The 19,465-nt window shown below is 41.2% G+C and carries 19 protein-coding genes; 15 read left to right on the plus strand and 4 right to left on the minus strand.

The window, feature by feature from the left end; genetic code table 11:
* Positions 1-16 precede the first annotated feature (16 nt).
* Complete coding sequence (locus GOP56_RS16390) at positions 17-913, plus strand: Cof-type HAD-IIB family hydrolase (protein WP_068793686.1); 897 nt, start codon at positions 17-19, stop codon at positions 911-913.
* Positions 914-1,014: 101 nt separating this feature from the next.
* On the plus strand, positions 1,015-1,959 hold the full coding sequence (gene nadA, locus GOP56_RS16395; protein ID WP_003333882.1) for a quinolinate synthase NadA: 945 nt from the start codon (positions 1,015-1,017) through the stop codon (positions 1,957-1,959).
* Positions 1,960-2,120: 161 nt separating this feature from the next.
* On the opposite strand, the gene GOP56_RS16400 is transcribed toward nadA, so the two are convergent.
* Positions 2,121-2,651: a PCYCGC motif-containing (lipo)protein gene (locus GOP56_RS16400; protein WP_163246078.1), complete on the minus strand. Its 531-nt coding sequence runs from the start codon at positions 2,649-2,651 to the stop codon at positions 2,121-2,123.
* 208 nt (positions 2,652-2,859) lie between these two features.
* On the opposite strand from GOP56_RS16400, the gene GOP56_RS16405 reads away from it, so the two are divergent.
* On the plus strand, positions 2,860-3,852 hold the full coding sequence (locus GOP56_RS16405) for a metal ABC transporter substrate-binding protein (RefSeq protein ID WP_163246079.1): 993 nt from the start codon (positions 2,860-2,862) through the stop codon (positions 3,850-3,852).
* A 57-nt stretch (positions 3,853-3,909) separates the two neighbouring features.
* Here the strand turns inward: GOP56_RS16405 and GOP56_RS16410 are convergent, their stop codons facing one another.
* Complete coding sequence (locus GOP56_RS16410) at positions 3,910-4,278, minus strand: ArsR/SmtB family transcription factor (RefSeq protein WP_003333879.1); 369 nt, start codon at positions 4,276-4,278, stop codon at positions 3,910-3,912.
* Between the two features lie 176 nt (positions 4,279-4,454).
* On the opposite strand from GOP56_RS16410, the gene GOP56_RS16415 reads away from it, so the two are divergent.
* From GOP56_RS16415 to GOP56_RS16445, 7 genes are all read left to right on the plus strand, one after another.
* Positions 4,455-5,228: a metal ABC transporter ATP-binding protein gene (locus GOP56_RS16415; RefSeq protein ID WP_003333878.1), complete on the plus strand. Its 774-nt coding sequence runs from the start codon at positions 4,455-4,457 to the stop codon at positions 5,226-5,228.
* Between the two features lie 36 nt (positions 5,229-5,264).
* Positions 5,265-6,104 carry a metal ABC transporter permease gene (locus tag GOP56_RS16420; RefSeq protein WP_003333877.1) on the plus strand — a complete coding sequence of 280 codons (840 nt, stop codon included), beginning with the start codon at positions 5,265-5,267 and terminating at the stop codon, positions 6,102-6,104.
* 20 nt (positions 6,105-6,124) lie between these two features.
* Complete coding sequence (locus tag GOP56_RS16425; protein ID WP_003333876.1) at positions 6,125-6,550, plus strand: Fur family transcriptional regulator; 426 nt, start codon at positions 6,125-6,127, stop codon at positions 6,548-6,550.
* 298 nt (positions 6,551-6,848) lie between these two features.
* Entirely contained in the window at positions 6,849-8,474 is a 1,626-nt protein-coding gene (locus GOP56_RS16430; RefSeq protein WP_163246080.1) for a hypothetical protein, read from the plus strand.
* Between the two features lie 270 nt (positions 8,475-8,744).
* A complete protein-coding gene (nadB, locus tag GOP56_RS16435) occupies positions 8,745-10,394 on the plus strand; it encodes an L-aspartate oxidase (protein ID WP_163246873.1) in 1,650 nt (549 codons plus the stop codon).
* Complete coding sequence (gene nadC, locus GOP56_RS16440) at positions 10,358-11,206, plus strand: carboxylating nicotinate-nucleotide diphosphorylase (protein ID WP_003333872.1); 849 nt, start codon at positions 10,358-10,360, stop codon at positions 11,204-11,206. Before nadB ends, nadC begins: the two co-directional genes overlap by 37 nt.
* 40 nt (positions 11,207-11,246) lie before the next feature.
* Positions 11,247-12,011, plus strand: coding sequence for a type III pantothenate kinase (locus tag GOP56_RS16445; protein WP_003343479.1), 765 nt, complete (start codon positions 11,247-11,249; stop codon positions 12,009-12,011).
* 181 nt (positions 12,012-12,192) lie between these two features.
* Here GOP56_RS16445 and GOP56_RS16450 read toward each other — a convergent pair whose 3' ends face one another.
* Both GOP56_RS16450 and GOP56_RS24015 read right to left on the minus strand, forming a co-directional pair.
* Positions 12,193-12,828, minus strand: coding sequence for a hypothetical protein (locus GOP56_RS16450; RefSeq protein WP_163246081.1), 636 nt, complete (start codon positions 12,826-12,828; stop codon positions 12,193-12,195).
* Positions 12,818-13,513 carry a glucuronyl hydrolase gene (locus GOP56_RS24015; protein ID WP_254068438.1) on the minus strand — a complete coding sequence of 232 codons (696 nt, stop codon included), beginning with the start codon at positions 13,511-13,513 and terminating at the stop codon, positions 12,818-12,820. The genes GOP56_RS16450 and GOP56_RS24015 overlap by 11 nt, the downstream gene beginning before the upstream one ends.
* Before the next feature lie 393 nt (positions 13,514-13,906).
* Here GOP56_RS24015 and GOP56_RS16460 point away from each other — a divergent pair, with 393 nt between their 5' ends.
* The 5 genes from GOP56_RS16460 to GOP56_RS16480 are packed head-to-tail and all read left to right on the plus strand — an operon-like array spanning position 13,907 to position 19,404.
* A complete protein-coding gene (locus GOP56_RS16460) occupies positions 13,907-14,647 on the plus strand; it encodes a CpaB family protein (RefSeq protein ID WP_163246082.1) in 741 nt (246 codons plus the stop codon).
* Position 14,648: 1 nt separating this feature from the next.
* Positions 14,649-16,064 carry a CpaE/TadZ family protein gene (locus GOP56_RS16465; RefSeq protein WP_068793693.1) on the plus strand — a complete coding sequence of 472 codons (1,416 nt, stop codon included), beginning with the start codon at positions 14,649-14,651 and terminating at the stop codon, positions 16,062-16,064.
* Positions 16,061-17,557: a TadA family conjugal transfer-associated ATPase gene (locus tag GOP56_RS16470; RefSeq protein WP_163246083.1), complete on the plus strand. Its 1,497-nt coding sequence runs from the start codon at positions 16,061-16,063 to the stop codon at positions 17,555-17,557. The genes GOP56_RS16465 and GOP56_RS16470 overlap by 4 nt, the downstream gene beginning before the upstream one ends.
* A gap of 17 nt (positions 17,558-17,574) precedes the next feature.
* Positions 17,575-18,486 (plus strand): type II secretion system F family protein, encoded by a 912-nt coding sequence (locus tag GOP56_RS16475; protein ID WP_163246084.1) that lies wholly within the window; start codon positions 17,575-17,577, stop codon positions 18,484-18,486.
* A 12-nt stretch (positions 18,487-18,498) separates the two neighbouring features.
* Positions 18,499-19,404 (plus strand): type II secretion system F family protein, encoded by a 906-nt coding sequence (locus tag GOP56_RS16480; protein WP_163246085.1) that lies wholly within the window; start codon positions 18,499-18,501, stop codon positions 19,402-19,404.
* Positions 19,405-19,465 lie beyond the last annotated feature (61 nt).

A 19,465-nucleotide genomic window follows, 5' to 3' on the forward strand; every position in this document is an offset into this window, starting at 1 on the left:
CAGTGGGGGGATCAGCATGAGTGTAGCAGATTGTAAAATCGTAGCGTTTGATATGGATGGAACCTTGTTAAATGGCGAAGCAAAAATTTCCCGAGAAACATGGAAGGCATGCGAAGAATTACAACAGCGAGGGGTAAAGCTTTTGCTATCTACAGGCAGACCGTTTGTATCAGCTCGTATTGCATCAGACTACTACCCTTTTGATGGTTATGTGTGCAGTAATGGGGCCGCTTTATTTGCAGAGGATGGAACATTATTAAAATATGCTGAATTACCGAAAGAAGTTATTATTTCTCTTGTAGAAATAGGCAGACAAAAAGATCTTTATTATGAGGTTCATGACCAGAACAGCAATCGTTGGATGGTTGATGAAGACAAAGAACGTATTGGACAGATGCTCTTCTCAGAACCGTTCATTACAGAGGGGATTACCTTAGAGCACACAAAGCGTGAATATGCCAATCGTCAATTTTCCTATAATGAATTAGCGAAGTTTATGCCTAAAGATGAGCTTTTACATAACATTGCTTCAGGAGAGTTTGTGATTAGTAAAATGTTCTTTTGGCATAAGGATACGAGTGTGCTGGAATGGCTGCGTGAACAGACGGCAGAGTTTATTGGAAAAGTGAGTTTAACTAGCTCTGGACCGTTTAATATGGAAGTGATTCCACTTGGGTTAAGTAAATGGATCGGCTTACAAACCTTTATGCAGAAATGGAATGTACCTGCAACGGAAATTGCAGCATTCGGGGATGCAATGAATGACTTTGAAATCCTGTCTCATGTGGGGCACCCAGTTGTAATGGAAAATGCCGAGGACGAGGTTAAAAAGCTAGCGAGATATATGGCAAAGCACCACTGTGAAGATGGGGTGGCATGCTTTATTCGTGAATATATGCTCCGGAATCAGTAATCATTTTACAGTTGGCCCACCCCTTGCTAATTGACAAATAGCTGACGGAGACAGTACAATAGCGCCGAAATCGTCTACATCACCTGGCAGGGGGTAAGGGTATGGAAGCTTTAGCTCTACAGAAGAAGGAGCAACGCAATGCCGAATTAAGAGAACGATTGTTTCAGCTAAAAAAAGAACGTAATGCCATTATTTTAGCTCATTTTTACCAACGTCCAGAGATTCAGGAAGTAGCTGATTTTATCGGAGATTCCTTTGGACTAGCACAAAAGGCAAAAGAAACAGAAGCAGACGTGATTTTATTTTGTGGTGTGCATTTTATGGGTGAAAGTGCAAAAATTCTCAATCCCAACAAAACGGTGATCATTCCTGATGAACGAGCTGGTTGCCCAATGGCTGATATGGTTAACGTGGAAGGATTGCGTAAAGTCAAAGCTCAACACCCCAATGCAAAAGTGGTCGCTTACATCAACACCTCGGCTGATGTGAAGGCAGAAACACACATCTGCTGTACATCCTCCAATGCACAAAGGGTGATCGAGTCGGTAGATAGTGACGAGATTATATGGGTTCCTGATAAAAATTTGGGGCACTATGTGTCACAATTCACAAACAAAAAAATGATTATTTGGGAAGGGTACTGTAACACACACGACCAGTTATCTGTGCAGGATATCATGCTGATGAAGGCAGAGCACCCAGAGGCGCTCGTCGTAGTACATCCTGAATGCCGTCCAGAGATTGTTGCATTGGCAGACTATGTAGGCTCCACTACTGGAATACTGAAGTTCTGTAAGGAATCGAACCAAAAAGAATTTATCATTGGAACGGAAGACGGAACAAGATATATGCTGGAAAAAGAGAGTCCAACGAAACAGTTTTATTTTGCTTCTAAATATTTGGTCTGTCCCAATATGAAGGTAAATACATTGAAAAAGTGTGTAGAAGCGTTAGAGACCTTAAAACCGCAAATTTATGTTCCCGAGCATGTGGCAAATGCGGCGCGAGCTTCGTTGGAACGTATGCTGGAGGTAGCACCTGGCTGATCCCAAAGGTAAGATAAATCATAGATGCTGAAAAAAGAAAAGTCTGCGCTAAAGAAGCGTAGACTTTTTTTGTATGATTGGGAAATATTGTTCAATTTACCTTTGATAGTGAGAATAATCTTGTAGAAAGCATTCATTTAGGATCGTAAACGGTTGATTGCTTATGCAGTCGGCATAGGTGTAGGTGTCGGGTCTGCATAGCCTTTGCTAAAGTTTTCGTCAATATATGTACGGATGTCCAACTTAGTTTTACCTTCCTGCATCATTTTTGCAGAAGTAATAGCTATGTCCATACATGCTTTGCAACGAGTGCCGTGATCATCCCATGTGACAGAGCCGTCTTCCTTCACTTCTTTAATAAAGCAGTTTCCATTGTGTTGATGACCGGCAGATTCTCCACATCCGCAGTAACAGGGAATAGATTGAAGCAGGTCGTTATGATCCGCTGCGATACGATAAACAGCTTTAATATTTGGGTCAACCGTATCCAAAAAAGTTGGGAGAGTGGAGATAGAATTGGTTACTTCCTGTAGATCGCCATTAGGTGCGTGTGACGTATGGGGTGCGTCAGGAGTCTGTTCTTGGTTTATAGCCTGAGAAGATGAAGAGGTTCCTACCGAACTGCCATTCGCGCATCCTGTGAGCAATACGATACCAAGGAGTGAGATAGACAATAGTTTTGCTATTTTCACGTAAATTCCCCCTTATTTTCCCTTGATTATACCATAATCCATTCTTCAGGCTGTAGATGATACTATTAAATCGTAATGGTTCTTGTTTACAAACTACTCGCATATAAGTATAATGAGAGAGGCAAATAGGAATGATTACGAATTATAATAATATCGTAAGACATAAACAACAAATACAGACAGAGAAGAGAGCATGGAGGAGGACAATATGTTACGGTTCGTTAAAAAATGGGGAGTTATTTTAGGTGTTGCAAGTATGGCCTTGTTTGCAAGTGGATGTGGCAATACGAATATAGCAGGTTCAGTACAAGAGAGTGGAAAACTTTCTGTGTATACAACTATATATCCATTGTACTATGTAGCAGATCGAATTGGTGGGGAGTATGTTTCCATTAAAAATGTTGTTCCGGCTGGAGTCGAACCACATGATTATGAACCTACTGCTCAGGATATGGTGGCCATTTCTAAGGCTAATGTTCTCATTTATAATGGTGGCGGTTTAGAAGCATGGGTAGAGAAAGCTGTAAAGAGTCTAAATCAAGCTAATTTACTAGCTGTAAATACGACGGAAGGGCTTACTCTTCTAGCTTCAGAGGAACATGATCATCATCATGAAGGTGATAAAGGGCACGAAGGTGAATCGGCAGGACACGAGCACGAGCATGAGCATGATCACGGGGAATTTGATCCCCATGTATGGCTTGATCCTACAATGCTAGAGAAGCAAGCAGCACAGGTGAAGGACGCATTTGTTAAGGCCGATCAGGCACATAAGGAGCAGTTTGAACAAAATTATAAAGCGCTAGTAAATGACTTGAACAAGCTAGACCAGGATTTTAAAACAATGGTAGAACAATCACCTAAAAAGGAAATTTTAGTTTCGCATAAGGCTTTTACTTATCTAGCTGCTCGTTATGGACTGGAGCAGATTGCGATTTCTGGTATTTCTCCTGATGATGAGCCATCGCCTTCTGAGCTAAAGAATCTAGTGGAGAAGGTAAAACAAAAAAATATTAAATATGTTATGTTCGAAACATTGACCTCTCCAAAAGTAGCGGAAGTAATCGCGCGTGAAACAAAAGCACAAACAGCGATACTAAATCCACTAGAGGGCTTGACTACGGAAGAACAGACAGCCGGCAAAGACTATATTTCCATTATGCGTGAAAACCTGGAAGTGTTACGTCAGGCCCTGCGATAAGCTTAAATAAAGATCGCCGCTCCTAGATTGGGGCGGCGGTTTCTTTTAGCAATACAATTATTTGTGTTCATTCGCATGTTCAACTCCTGCATGTATCAGCATACGAACATGATCATCATCCAAAGAATAGTACACCATTTTCCCTACCTTGCGATATTTAGCCAGGCCCATATTCCGTAATAGTCGAAGATGATGCGAAGCGGTCGCCATGCTAATCCCAATTACGGCTGCAACATCACATACACAGAGTTCATCTTCGAGGGAGAGGGCATAAATAATTTTGGAGCGTGTATCATCAGCTAAGGCCTTAAACAAAGGGGCTACTCCGTCTGCCTCTGTTATTCTCGGTTTTAATTGATTTACTTTCTCGACTTCAACGCATTCTATCTCACATACGTCTTTTTCCGTTTGATCTTCATAAGCCAAAGTGATCACCTCTTCCTTTCATTAATTATAGAAAACGAAAAGCTACTTCACAAGGATAGCAGAAAAGAGGCAAAGAGACTTGTGAAAGCCTTGAGTCCCTGCCCATTTCATAGTACCATGATAATATTAAATAAGAATAATTACGATTATGCCACAAAAGTTAGGAAGTTGATTATATGCACAATGCAAAAAAGCATGCGAGTGTTGTTTCTCTGAAATCCGTGTCTTTTCGTTACGAGGATGGAAAAACGGTTCTGGAAGATATAGACTTTTCAATGGAAAAGGGCGATTTTGTAGGTATTGTTGGCCCAAATGGTTCAGGAAAATCAACATTAATGAAATTAATTTTAGGGTTGATTTTACCTACCAAAGGCGAGATTAAGCTTTTTGGAGAGCCTATCCAAAAATTTAAGGATTGGACGAAGATCGGCTATGTTGCTCAGCAGGCAGCTCATGGGGCCAGTGGATTTCCGGCTACTGTACGTGAAGTAGTGGCTTCCGGACTGGTTGGCAAAGTAGGTTTATTTCGCCGCTTGTCTTCTGAACATCATCAGCAGGTCTCCGATGTAATTAAGCGTGTTGGTTTGTCTGCAAAGGAAAACGAGCGTATTAGCAACTTATCTGGTGGTCAGCTACAGCGGGTGTTTATCGCTCGTGCTTTGGTAGCAGAGCCAGAACTCTTGATATTAGATGAACCAACAGTAGGGGTAGATCAGGAATCTATCGAGCAGTTTTATCAGCTCTTACGTTCGCTTAAAGAGGATACGGGAATGACGATGATGATCGTAAGCCATGATGTTGGCGTCATGATTGAGTGGGTAAATAAAGTAGCCTGTCTACAACGTAGGTTACACTTTCATGGCACCGCAGAAGAGTTCGAGCATAAACAGGAGCAAATTTTTCAATCGATGTACGGTGAGAGCGTCAGGCTTTTAACCCATCATCATTAATCTGCCGCTGGGCGGAAGAAGGAAGGACAAAAAGGAATGCTAGCCGATTGGTGGAATTATGAGTTTTTACGATATACCTTGTTTTCAGGACTGCTGATCGGATTGGTTTGCCCGATCCTGGGGACATTTTTAATTGTTCGCCGTTTATCTATGATGGCGGATGGACTTTCCCATGTGACGCTTTCGGGAGTAGCAGCAGGAATGCTTTTAGCGAAAAAGGTAGCTTTCTTTAGTGTAGTGAATCCCTTATTTTTTGGAATGCTATTTTCTGTGATTGGGTCACTGTTTATCGAGCGATTGCGTAAGGTATATCGTGCGTATCAGGATTTGGCGATACCGATCATTTTATCTACAGGCCTAGGCTTATTTACAGTTTTAGTGAGTATTGCTGATGGGTTTAACCAGGATTTATACTCATACTTGTTTGGGAAGATTGTAACAGTAACCATTGAGGATTTATTAGCCTTAATTGGGGTAGCTGTTGTAGTGATAGGAACAGTTATCCTGTTATACAAAGAATTATTTGCTGTGTCGTTTGATGAAGAATTCGCACGGGTATCAGGTGTGGCTAGACGCAGTATTAATCTATGGTTCATGGTACTAGTAGCTCTAACAATTGCGGCATCTATGCGAATTGTTGGTGTACTATTGATCTCTGCGTTGATTACGATTCCAGTAGCGGCCAGCTTGCAAATTGCTAAGAGCTTTCGACAAGCTATTTTCTACTCGATTTTGTTTGCCGAAATCTCTGTGTTAACAGGCTTGTACTTTGCTTATATGCTTGATTGGGCTTCTGGCGGTACGATTGTATTAGTAGCGGTCTTTATTTTAATGATTGTGTTGGGCTTCAAACGTTTACGAGCAATCTTACGTTGAAGTAAAGGAGGAGATTGCAGTTGAATTTGGAACAAGCGCTCCAGTTGTTAAAAGATAAAGGATATAAATACACAGGTAAGCGTGAAGAGATGCTGCGTATTTGTGCTGAGGAAAAGCGATATTTGTCCGCACGAGATATCATGGGGCGGATGAAGGATAATTATCCAAGCTTGAGCTTTGATACGGTATACCGGAATATTTCTACCTTCGTTAAATTGGGCATTTTAGAAGAGACCGAACTAGATGGCGAAGGAAAGTTCAGGCTCTCATGCTCTACGCATGGACATCATCATCATGTCATTTGTACAGTATGCGGTAAGACGAAATCATTGCCGAACTGTCCGATGAACGTAATTCCTGAGATTTCCGAGGAATTTGTCGTAACCGGCCATAAGTTCGAAGTATATGGAACCTGTAAAGACTGTAATGAACATATAGCTATGTAAAGGATATGAGATAAAAAGCACCCGGTAAGGTGCTTTTTTATTTTGTTATTTGCCGAAAGAAGCGATTCAAAAGCCCATTCATGAGTTTATATTACAAAGAAACGTCAATGGCTCGATATGTAACGGAAGTAACAAAGGCACGTCCCAATAAAAAATACCTGTTCTATTTGAGGAAAATAAAATGTAAACCTTTTGTAACTACTTAGCATTTTTTGGGGTGTATGATTAAAACAACAAGAAGACAACAGCTCAAAAAACAAATCACATTTATTCACTCAATTGATGGAGGTAATGATATATGAAAACATTAGTAAAAGTAGTAACAAGCGTAGCGCTTTGCGGTGGAGTATTTGCAGGAGTTGGAGCAGTAGCTAATGTACCAGTGTTTGCATTGGATACCCAAAAAGCACTGCAAGCCTTTGAAGAAGGAGAGCTTTTCTCACTGAAGGATTTGCAAGTAAAGCCAAACAGCTATGTACTTGATTACACACAAGCTGATCTTACTGGTGATGGTGTAGCGGACGGAGTAACCTTGATCGGTACAAAAGAAAAGAAAGATGATATTTTCGTAAGTAATATCATGGTTGTTATGCAAGATGGAAAAACAATGAAATTCACACAGGTACCAGTTGGAAAACAAAATAGCGGATATGAGCCAAAGCTAACAGTGGGCGATTTTAATAAAGATGGTGCGCAGGACGTATTAGTAGAAATGGGAGATGGCGGGAGCGGCGGAACTTCTACATATAGCTTGGTATCCTTTAAAGATGGCAAAGGTGTCGCAATGGTTGACCAAGAAAAGCTGAACGCAGGCGTTGACTTCGATATTCAGTTCACAGAAGGCTTTAAAGCAGAAATTACAAACAAAGCTACAAAAGAAAAAACAACGGTAGATATCAGTGAAAATAAAGATAATTATATCCAAAACGGAATTTATGATGCTAAAGGCAAGCTATTGAAAGCAGTTAAGGGCGCTCAAGACGGATTTGGCTCCTTAGAAGTAGAGGAACAAGCAGACGGTGGACTTGCATTGGTTGGAACACAACACATTTGGGGCAGCTACCACGCTGACAGCATCGCTATTGCCACCAGCACATGGAAAATTGATAACGGCCAATTGAAGCTAGAAAAAACAGAAGTAACAGCATTTGACCATGATAATTTCTCCATTGCTCCGAACTATGCACCAGGCGACAAATTTACAGAAGCAGCTCTTTCTACAAAAGAAAATAACTATGTCATTGATTCTAAATATGCTGATGTAAATGGTGACGGCGTGCGTGACGAAGTGATTTTGATCGGTCATAAGGAAGAAGGGGAAAAGGATTTCTTCGCTAATGAGCTAACAGTGGCTGTAAAAGATGGTAAAACCAAAAAACTCACTATGGGTACAGTAGGAAAAGAAAAAGCTGGCTTTGAAGCTACGCTACATATTGGTGCATTTAAATCCGATAAACAGAAGGATATCCTGGTAAGTGCCCCAACAGGCGGCAGCGGTGGCCTATCTACCTTTAGCGTGTTGACTTTCTCTGATAACAAGATTGTTCCATTAGTTGATCAGGAGCTGTTAAATAAAGGTGTAGAATACGATGTCGTTTTTAAAGATGGCTTTAAAGTAGAGGTTTCTAGCAAAGCTACTGGCAAAAAGGAAACCATTGATGTAAGTAAGAACAAAAAAGAGTATGTAGAAACTAAGGTTTATGATAATAACGGAAAACTTTTGCAGGAGACAACTGGTTGGGCTGATGGGCTTTCTGTGTTGACCCCGGTTGATGTGGACAAAAATGGTGTACTAGAGCTTCAAGCTGTACAAAATATCTCCGGAGCATACCATGCTGATCATTTAGGTGTAGCAAAAACAACATGGACATTGAAAAATGGCAAGCTTGAGCTTTCAAATGAAGCACTAGAATTAAATAAATAACATGCTGATTGTAAAGATGGTACTGGTATATAAACTGTAATGAAGAGCCCCCGTTATAAGTAAAGTTGATGATGAGTTTTGGTGTTGAAAAGTAAATAGATTGGACAAAAGAAGCGGCAGGAGCCTTTGGGCTTTTGCCGCTTTTCCGTATGCTCTCACCTGTATAGGCGTAAAGATTTTTCCCCAATGATTATCAGCTTCTGCTCATAAGAGGCATTTGCTATAATGATGAGGAAAAAAGTAGAGAATCACAGGAGATGGTGATGTGTGATGTTCCCGAGACATGTACTGAACTACCAGACTGATCATTTACCAAACATGTATACCGATGTGATTGTAGTTGGTTGTGGAATTGCAGGCTTATATACAGCGTTAGAAGCAAGCAAAAAAGCAAAGGTAGTACTAATCAGTAAAAAGGGCTTGCAGGATAGCAATACTCGCTGGGCTCAAGGGGGCATCGCAGCGGTTACCGCCCAAAATGATTCTCCCGCATTACATCGTCAAGATACCATGCTGGCAGGCGCCGGAATTTGTACCTATGAAGCAGTAGATGTATTGGTGCATGAAGGGCCCAAGCGATTACAGGAGTTAATAACCTACGGGACTCAATTTGATAAAGATAGCAATGGTGAATATGAATTAACACGCGAGGGCGCACACAGCCAGCGGCGTATTCTGCATGCACAAGGAGATGCTACTGGTGCCGAGATCGTCCGAGCTTTAGCGAAAAAGGTGGCAGAAACAACGAACATTACCTTACTAGAGGAGCATTTCGCTATCGACATTCTTACGCATCAAGGAGAATGTGTGGGAGTGCTAGCTCTTAAACCATGCGGGGAGCTGTTTGCCATACGATCGCACGCTACTATTCTGGCAACAGGCGGTGCTGGTCAGCTATATCGCTACACCACCAATCCGGACATTGCGACAGCAGACGGCATAGCGATGGCTTATCGGGCTGGTGCAGAGGTAAAAGATATGGAATTCATTCAATTTCATCCTACGGCTCTGTGCTATCCAGATGCCCCGCGTTTTTTAATTTCCGAGGCTGTTCGCGGAGAAGGTGCTTATTTGCGCAATGTGCTGGGTGAGCGTTTTATGTACAAGTATCATCCTCAGCAGGAATTAGCTCCGAGAGACATCGTGGCACGAGCCATTGTATCGGAAATGGAGACAACGAAATCTACCTTTGTGTATCTTGATATTACACATGAGTCTGAAGAGCTGATTAAACATCGCTTTCCGACAATCTATGATTTCTGTTTGAGTTATGGGCTGGATATGGTAGCTGATTGGATACCGGTAGCACCTGCTTGCCATTATATGATGGGCGGCGTAAAGACTGATTTATATGGCGAAACGAATGTGCCGAGATTATTTGCGTGTGGAGAAGTCTCTTGCACGGGTGTACATGGGGCTAACCGCTTAGCTAGTAATTCATTATCCGAAGCAATTGTGTTTGGACATCGCATCGTAGAACGTTTACAAACACTACCGCCTGTGATGTCAGCCATCTCGCTTAGTGAATCATCTCTACGCACTACCGGCAGAGTAGGGAATTGGAAAAAGATGCGGCTACAGCTACAAAAGATTATGCTGCGCCAAGTAGGGGTAAAGCGTGAGGAGCAGGGTCTGCGAGCAGCGTTGCAGGAACTTGAGAGCATGCAAACAATTCTATCGACTCATACAGTCAAACCTGAGGCCTTGGAACTGAAAAATCTGCTGACAACAGCCATCCTTACCACTAGAGCGGCTTTAGCTCGAACAGAAAGCCGCGGTGGCCATTATCGCGTTGATTATCCTGAGCAAAATGAAGAGAGATGGCTTAAGCATATTACGCAAGGTATCCATTCAGGGCTACAAGAGGAGAGTGAAATCCGTTTATGCTATGGAATAAACGCGAATTACAACGAAAAATAGAGGAATGGCTATTCGAAGATGTTGGTCATGGGGATATCACAACTATGGCCACGATTCCAGCAGATGAAAAAGGTACGGGAATCTTGTATGCGAAAAAATCAGGTCTGATCGCGGGCTTAGATATTGCTGAGCAGGTCTTTCATACCGTGGATCATGAGCTTAGCTTTCAACGCTTCGTAACAGAAGGCAGTCAGGTGCAAAAAGGGGACGTAATAGCTGAAGTTACCGGCTCGGTACAGGCTATTTTAACCGGTGAGCGCTTAGCCCTTAATTTATTGCAGCGTCTCTCAGGGATTGCGACACGTACCCAATTATTTGTGAAGGAAATTTCGCATACACAGGCGAGGATAGTAGATACACGTAAAACAACTCCGGGGTTGCGATTATTAGAAAAATACGCAGTGCGTGTAGGTGGCGGACATAACCACCGGTTTGCTCTTTACGATGCAGTGATGATCAAAGACAATCATAGTAAAGGTGCAGGTGGCATAAAGGAAGCGGTAAGGAAAGCGCGTGAAGCCATTCCCCACACAATGAAAATAGAAGTAGAAGCTGAATCACTCATGCAGGTACAGGAAGCGTTGGAAGCAGGAGCAGATATTATCATGCTGGATAATATGTCCTGCGATCTGATGAGAGAAGCGGTCCAAATCATTTCTGGAAAGGCAATCATTGAAGCATCTGGTGGAGTTACATTGGAGACGGTAAGAGCTATTGCTGAGACTGGTGTCGATGTGATTTCAGTGGGCGGACTTACGCATTCCGTTGCTGCCTTAGATATTAGCTTAGATTTAAATCAACGGAAAAGATAGTCAGTATTAGCCGACAAGATAGAGAAAAGAGGAACTACCCATGCTACTCGTAATGGATATAGGCAATACGAATATTGTGCTCGGGATGTATCAGGGAGATCGATTAGTGTACCATTGGCGTATTGCAAGTGACCGCAATAAGACTGAGGACGAGTATGGCATGCTTGTGCTCAATTTATTTCAAAATGCAAAGCTTACGCTCGAAGCTGTAACAGGAATTATCATTTCTTCGGTCGTCCCGCCTTTAAATAAAGCGGTAGAGAGTATGTGTGAAAAATATTTTTCCAAGAAGCCGCTATTGATTGGGCCAGGCATCAAAACTGGGCTAAATATAAAAGCAGAATATCCAAGAGAGGTGGGAGCAGATCGAATTGTCAACGCAGTTGCAGCGATTCATGAATATGGAGCTCCTTTATTGATTGTTGACTTCGGTACGGCTACGACCTTTTGCTATGTAGATGAAAAGAACCAATACTTAGGGGGTGCAATCGCGCCGGGTATCGGGATTTCGACCGAGGCGCTCTTTACTCGTGCCGCAAAGCTGCCGCGTATTGAGATTGCCCAGCCTGCGACTGTGATTGGCAGAAATACCATTGCTTCCATGCAGTCCGGTATTTTTTATGGTTTTATTGGTCAAGTTGAGGGTATTGTGAGCAGAATGAAGCAGGAGTGTAACAGCAAGCCAACGGTGGTTGCAACAGGCGGACTTGCCCCACTCATTGCGAAAGAGACTGATTGTATTGATGTGGTTGATCAGCATTTGACGTTGAAGGGCTTACGGTTGATTTATGAGCGAAATGTGTAAGATTATGCTCGAAAGCCATGGGATTTGCTCCTGTGGCTTTTTGTTAATACGTCGTTTACCTAGAGGATTTGATTTAACAGGTAGGGAGTCATAAATGATTGCATAGAAAAACTGCACCTCCAATTGTCGGGGGTGTCTAACAATTGGGGTGCAGCTTATGGTAAGCCAGAGCGTTTTCGTTTTATGAGTCCAAAGGGCAGAGATAAACCCCTTCAACATTACAAATTTTTTCTAGAAATTCCCTATTAGATTGGTCTGTTAAATAGGTAGGGCAAGCAAAGTCACCAGGCCATATAATGAGATTTAAATCTACAAAGTAAAGGCAAGTTGAAATATAATCACGAAGATTTAATTTGAGGAGGAATTCAAGATCCTTCAATTCAGATACTTCCATGATTGATTCAAAGAGCTTCTCTTGGAGCTCTTTCAGTTTGTTCTGATCAATATCTTCGGGGAATATATCTTTATATGAAATGCTACTTTCCACGAAAGTGCGAGAGCAAGTCCATAAATTTCTAAAAACATTTAGAAATTTGCGTTCAAGCTCTAAATAGTCTTGTTGCTCTTTGATCTCCTTATCTGTATCATAAAAAATCTCTGCTTGATTATATTTATCCCAATTTTGAATTAAAGTAGGAAATCGGTTGATTCTATACATTTTATTCGTATATTGAATATCAAATTTATCCCACTTATCAACAAATAGAAAATCTTTATCCCAATCATCAGGTCGTTCACAACCCTTTTTTAGATAATCCATGTCGATGGCATAATGTGAAATGTAGTCTTGGAACGTTACAAAACTCTTACTGTCCAACAATTTTCCCCTCTTTCGTCAAAGAAGCAATTCTCTTACCTTTGAAATTTCTTAATTTCCATACATCTCCTTTATGTCCATCTTTATTGCCTCCAGTTCCTCTAGTTTTTTGAATTGTCCAGCCTGTTTTAGGATCTTTATAAGTAAGACTTTTTTCTCCCCTTACTTTCTCAGTAAATTTATCTACATCTACGGAGTAATCGTCATTTTTCTTTTTTAATTTTTTGGGGATGTCATCAGCAGCATCTTCGATTTGTTGCTTTGTACTTAAATAAAAATTCCTATCTTTTTTCCTTTGTTTATCCAACTCTTCCCCTACATAAAGGCCAGCTGTAACAGCAGCAACACCACCCGCTACGTATGCAGCGATTTCAGCAGCTCCCCAAGCTAATGGAATTAGAAAGACCGCTCTTTTTTGTCGTCCAGTACTCCCAGTACTCTCTTTTTGTAATTGGGACATTACCTCGTCAGCAGAGCTATCTTTTAAATCAAGAAGTACCTCTTCGGTTTCTTTATCCACCACATTAATAGTATATGTCTGGGTTTGCTTATTAAACGTAATAGTTGTTACAACCTCATCTTTTTCAAATGCAATCGTTTCAAAATCTTCAGTTACTATTACCTGTTTAGCTTCTATAACTTGATTAGGTGATGCAAAGGCTCCTGTAACACCACTGGTTAACATAACAGCAACAATAAGGGAAGAAATAATTTTTTTATAGAAAAACACTCATTTGGAAATATTATGAAACGAACTTTTATTAGAATATAATTATTTAGCAAATATTTCAAGTTAATGTAAGTGAACTTTTTGCGTAAATTTGGAAGAAAATATAGTTTTATTAAACATATGGCGTAAAAAATGGTTGGATCATCAAAGATTGATTGTAGATGTTCCTTTAAGTACTCTATATTTCTTTAGAAAAAAATCATATGAACTTCCTATGTTAGACATAGAAAAAGTAGGAATGAAAGAATGTTTTAACACCATGGGGATTTCTTCATGGCTTTTTTTGTCCCATAAAGCGTTAGTACACTTCTTTTACCAGATAGATATGGAAAAGGAGGGGGGCATTCCATGGGAGGCTATCGGTTTAGCTATATTCGTCTGCTAGTTATTACGCTGTTGGCCATTGCATGTGGTTTTCTAACCTATCAGACAGTACGGCCTGAGCTGTTTTATTACATCAGGGTAAGGGAGCAGAGCGAGCTAGAAATAGGGACCCCTCTGTCCCTTGATCATGTTGAAAAGGGAGTATTAGAAATGGGCAATCGTTTTTTTAGTAGCTCGGTTGAGGTACCCGGTTTTATTCCTTGGGAAGAGGTCAGTCATGTAATTGGAATACCAGTGATCCGACACGTAAAGGCGGGTGTCCCATTACTAAAGGCTGATATTTCAACAAGCACGGAAGAAAGTCAGCTACAAGGTAACCACCCTAATCAAACGGCGATGACAATACCAGTTGATAACATCAGTGGTGTATCAGCACAGCTACAGGAGAGAGATCGTGTTCATATATATGCTTCTTTTAAGGATGAGGAGGGGGCACATACTGGACTTTTGCTGAAGGCAATGCCGGTAGTCGGGGTACAGCGTGGTTTAGACGGGGAGGGGGCAATTCTAAAAGCAGTGACGATTTCCTTAACGCTTCATGAAGGGAGGTTACTCACCCATGCCCTCCACTATGGCAAGCTACATCTAGGAAAAGCAGGGTATGGCAAAGACTTAACATCAGGAATTGGAGACGCTCATTTTGCTAAAGCATTAATGAAAGGTAATAAAAGCTGGACAGATATAGAAGGAGAAGGAGGAAGCTAGAATGCAGGATCGGCCTAAAAGATTGTTGCTTGTCGATGAGGATGAGAAATGCACAAGTGATTTAGTAGAACAACTAAAAGAGAGTCAGTATGTGAAGGTATGCGGAGTGGTAAGTGACTTTAAAGAGATTTTCCATACCTTACAAGCAATGCAACCAGATATAGTATTGGTTGGTTTTTTTCGTGAAACAGATTTAAGTCTTTTATGTCATCAAATTCGCTTTTACTTTCCAACTATTACCTGTATAGCTGCTTGCGATTTACAAACGATGCAGTGGGAAGCCTTAATAAGGAATCTCGGTGTATTTGTATTACAAAAACCAATTTCCCCCTTAATGATTGAAATGGTTGTAAAGCAAGATACAACTCAAGGAAAATTACCCTCTACGACTCTACAATCGTTGGATACTATCAACCGCCAATTTGCGCAAGCCCCTGTAGTACCATCTCTTCATCTATCGGATGACGGTCAGTCTGTAGGACATCGCCAGCATTTGATCACTGTTTATGGACCAAAAGGAGGAGTAGGTAAAACATTTATATCGCGGGAATTAGCAATCTATTACTCGCGTCACCCCTTAGAAGGAGAAAAGAATAGAGTGCTTGCAATTGATTTTAATTTAGATTTGGGTACGTTTGCTACGTCATTAAATTTACCGCGTACCCCGAATCTGTTCACATGGGTTCAAGAGATACAAGACAGATTAATTCAAATAGTTCAAAGAGACGGACGAGATCCTGATTTTATTAGTCATGAGGAATGGCAGGAGTATGCCGCTTCGATGGCTCTTTATCCAGAGGAGATTGAGCGTTACATTGCGATACATCCTGAATCAGGGCTGCATGTTCTTACTTCCCCAAGAGATATACGGCAAAGCTTTCATATTAAGGATTACCACTTATACATCATTCTCGAAACCATTAAACGAAGTGCATACAATGTTGTTTTAATTGATACGGCGCCAGATACTACGGATGCAACCATTCAGGCATTATTTTTCGCTGAACGAGTGGTAATGGTAGGGAGTCCTGTGGTAGATGCAATTGAAAATATTCACAGAGTCTTAAAGCTACTGCGTGAAGCTGAGTATCCCGAACAAAAAATTCAAATCTGTATGAATCGGCTGCAAAAGCGAGAGATGTTTACTTTAGAAGAGATGAAAGCATACTTCCAGCTACACCCCAGTCAGACGCTACTAACCATTCCTGATGATGACGAGGTGAAAAGATCAATTAATACAGGAGTCCCACTGATGCTCACCACATCTAGGTCCCAGGCTAAGCTGGCTATCGAAAAATTGGGACAGGTACTCATTCCTCATACCGAAAAAGAAGGACAAATCTATGGTGATTCTACAAATAAAACGAAGAAGGTAAGTTTTTTTAAATGGTTTAGTAAAGGGGGCTGGGGACGATGAGTTTTTCACGCCAAAAACTATTAGGAACAGAAAGACAGAAGCGACTAGATATATCGGAATTAAAGAGGCAGGCTCATGATTTTTCAAACCTCCGCAGGAAAGTAGATCATGTTGTTCAGGAAAGTGCCAGTAAATATGTAGAAAGGGAATGGTTTTTATCCCAGGAAGAGGAGGCACATGTAAAGGGACAAATTGTTGAAGCCTTTGGAAAACGATTATGGGAAGAAAAAAGCTCACCTGCCTTGATAGAGGAAGTGAAGGAGGAATTGCGACGATTGGTTGAACGGCAAGCCCCACTGCCAACCCATCAATTGGAACTTGAGGTACACCGGATTTTGCACGAATTAATTGGCTGGGGGCATCTGGATGAATTGCTGGAAGACCAAGATATTACAGAGATCATCGTACAAAAATTTAGTGATGTAGTAGTGGAACGAAAAAGTACCGGTAGGCTGGAACGTCTGACGGAGAAGTATTTCTTTGATGAGGAGCAGTTGTTGCGTTTGATAGAGCAGATTGCGGCAACTATGGGACGAGAGTTTAACGAATCCAAAGCTGATTTGCATACTCAACTTCCCGATGGATCAAGGGTTACCGCGACGCATCGATCAATTTCACCAGATGGTCATATGCTCACAATTCGGAAGCATCGTGACCTTCTATCTCAAACGGATTACTTGCGGTATGGTTCCATCTGTAAACCGATGTTGTCATTTTTGAAATATGCCGTGGGGGTAGCGAGAGCCTCTGGAATTGTGAGTGGAGGTACAGGTTCAGGGAAAACCCACCTATTAAATCTTATCTCTCAATTTATCTCTCCACAAATTAGTGTTATTACGATTGAAGATGTCTTGGAATTAAAGCTACAGCATCCGTTTGTTCGTAGATTCTTAACGAAGCCAACTAATCATGAGGGGAGAGGTGGATTTTCCATACGTGATTGCGTTAGGCTTTCTCTACGGAAGCGCCCAGATGTCATCATTGTAGGAGAGACTCGTGGAGGAGAGATTGTCGACATTATTTGGGCTATGAATACAGACCATCCAGGTAGCTGGAGCACGGCCCATGCCAATTCTCCACGTGCTTTGGTTGACTCCACTTTGCCAATTTTGTTTGGAAAGGCAGAAGAATCCTACAATTCCTTAGAGAGAAACCTGATGATTGGTTCAGCTCTTAACTTAATTGTACAAGTTAAACGTTTTGAAGAGGATGGTAGCAGGAAGGTTGTCTCCATTACAGAGGTGATCGGTACTGGTGAGTCAGACGAGGACAAAATTAGAAGGATGCTGTCCGTCAAGCAGGTGATATCGAATCGAGTATACCTTCAAGATATTTACGTCTATGAGCCACTAGGTGTAAAAAAAGGCAAGGTTGTTGGTCAATATAGGTGGACGGGATATAGACCAGAGGGCCTGATAAAGTGTTGGAAAGCAAAGGGAATAAGTGAAGAGGAAATAGACGCGATGTTTTTTAGGGAGCCTATTAAGCTGTAACAAGGGAGGGTGAGCTAATGTTAGTTGAGTGGATCGCCCGTTGTGTGGCTGTACTTTCAGGTGGACTTATCCTGAGCATGTTGATACCCGCTGATTTTTTGAAACTAAAAGCCGAAAATAGCTCCACGCATATGATAATCTCAGAAATGCATCGAAATCGGAAAAGCTGGAGCATGCGAATGGAGGATAAGCTCAAACAGGCCCGTCTAGATATCGGAATTCAAAGATATGTATTCTTCTGTTTTGTTACGGGCTTATTTTTTTATGCGCTCACTTTATATGTTTTAGATTCTTGGTGGCTTGCCTTACCCTTTTGGTTTATTGGAATTTTAGTTGTTCATCGTTGGCTGGCAGCTTGGCGAAATAAGAAAAGAGAGCGCTTTGAAGAGGAGAACCAGAAGGCACTTCGGGTTATTTCCAGCTCTATTCGTGCGAATCCCTCTTATATTCATGCTTTTGAACAAGTGGCTACTAGTAAATTTATTGATAAAAGTATTGCACAGGAGTATGGAACGGTTGTTGAAAAATTGCGTGGACAGCTGTTACTAGAGGATGCAATGAAATGGTTGTATGTAAAAACCGGATCACCAGATATTCAATATCTAGCGACAATTATACAGGTTCAGCGGGAATTGGGCGGTGATATGGCTCAAACGTTAGATATTGCTGTTTCTTCTTTGATTCGTAGGAAGCAAGTAAGAAGAAGACAGGTATCCGCTTTGTCCCAAATTTTATCGCAGGTTAATTTACTCAGTGCGATGCCTTTCTTTTTTGTAGGTATTTTATATGTGAACAATCCTAATCATTTTGCTCCATTAACGGAGAGCTTGAGTGGTCGTTATGCCATGCTAGGGAGCTTTTTATTAATTATAGCTGGGGGAGAGATTATTCGTTATTTAGCCCTGTCAGTAGGAAGACATGATGGATAGGGAGGTAAGGCAATGGCTCTTTTAGCAAGTGTATGGATTAGCATTTTGATAATGGTGGTAGCCTTTCCTTTTTTTTATGTAGTTCATAAAGGAGAGAAACTAAGCTTATTTACAAGATTTTTTTCAGAAGAACCAGAAGAAAAGCGAGAGATAAGGCTGTTTTCAAGAGGTCAACGTATCATATTGTGGATGACAGCGCCTAAACGCTTCGATGATTTGGCCAGAAGATTAGGATTTGATTTGTTTCGCGTAAAAAAACAGCTTCAGCGTTTGCGTTGGAAAACAAAAGTAGAGGAATGGTTCATTTTAAAAGCCCTAGGCGCATTATTTTTAGGGTGTGCAGTGATTCTTCTAGGCTACCAGTACCTGCGAGATGGAGAGATAGACATTTATCATGAAATCGGACTAATCCTCTCCCTTCTGTTATATTTTTGTCCTAACCTTATTATCGATTGGTATGACAAACGTGCTCAAAGGGAGATAGAGGTGCAAATCCCTATCTTTTTTAGCATTGTATTGGCACTTGTGGAAGCGGGTATGCCCGTTCATGTGGCAATGAGTAGGGCTGCAAGTAGATATCCTAAACGACTTGGACAAGAAATAACTCGTTTAGAACTAGAGCAAAAGAGGTATGGTAATTGGCGAAAAGCTTTAGAGGAACTGGCTCTGTGTTGGGAGTTGGCCTCTTTTTTATCAATTGTAACTGATATACAAGAGGCTTTGACTAAAGGAACTAATATTTCTCATTTATTGCGAATGCATATTGAGGAGCAATTACGAAAGGAAGAAGACCAAATGACAGATGAGGTAAATCGAATGAGTGTAAGGCTGTTACCCCTAGTAGTATTGTTTATGGGGGTCCCTCTGATGTTTTTAGTGCTTGGGCCATCTCTTATTGGGATAAAAAATCAGCTTTAATCGTAAAAATTTATTTGCGACTGGTCTCTATCTTTTGTGAAAGTAAGATTATAAGAGGGAG

The organism is Brevibacillus sp. 7WMA2 (assembly GCF_010748895.1).
GTDB classification, from domain to species: domain Bacteria; phylum Bacillota; class Bacilli; order Brevibacillales; family Brevibacillaceae; genus Brevibacillus_B; species Brevibacillus_B halotolerans.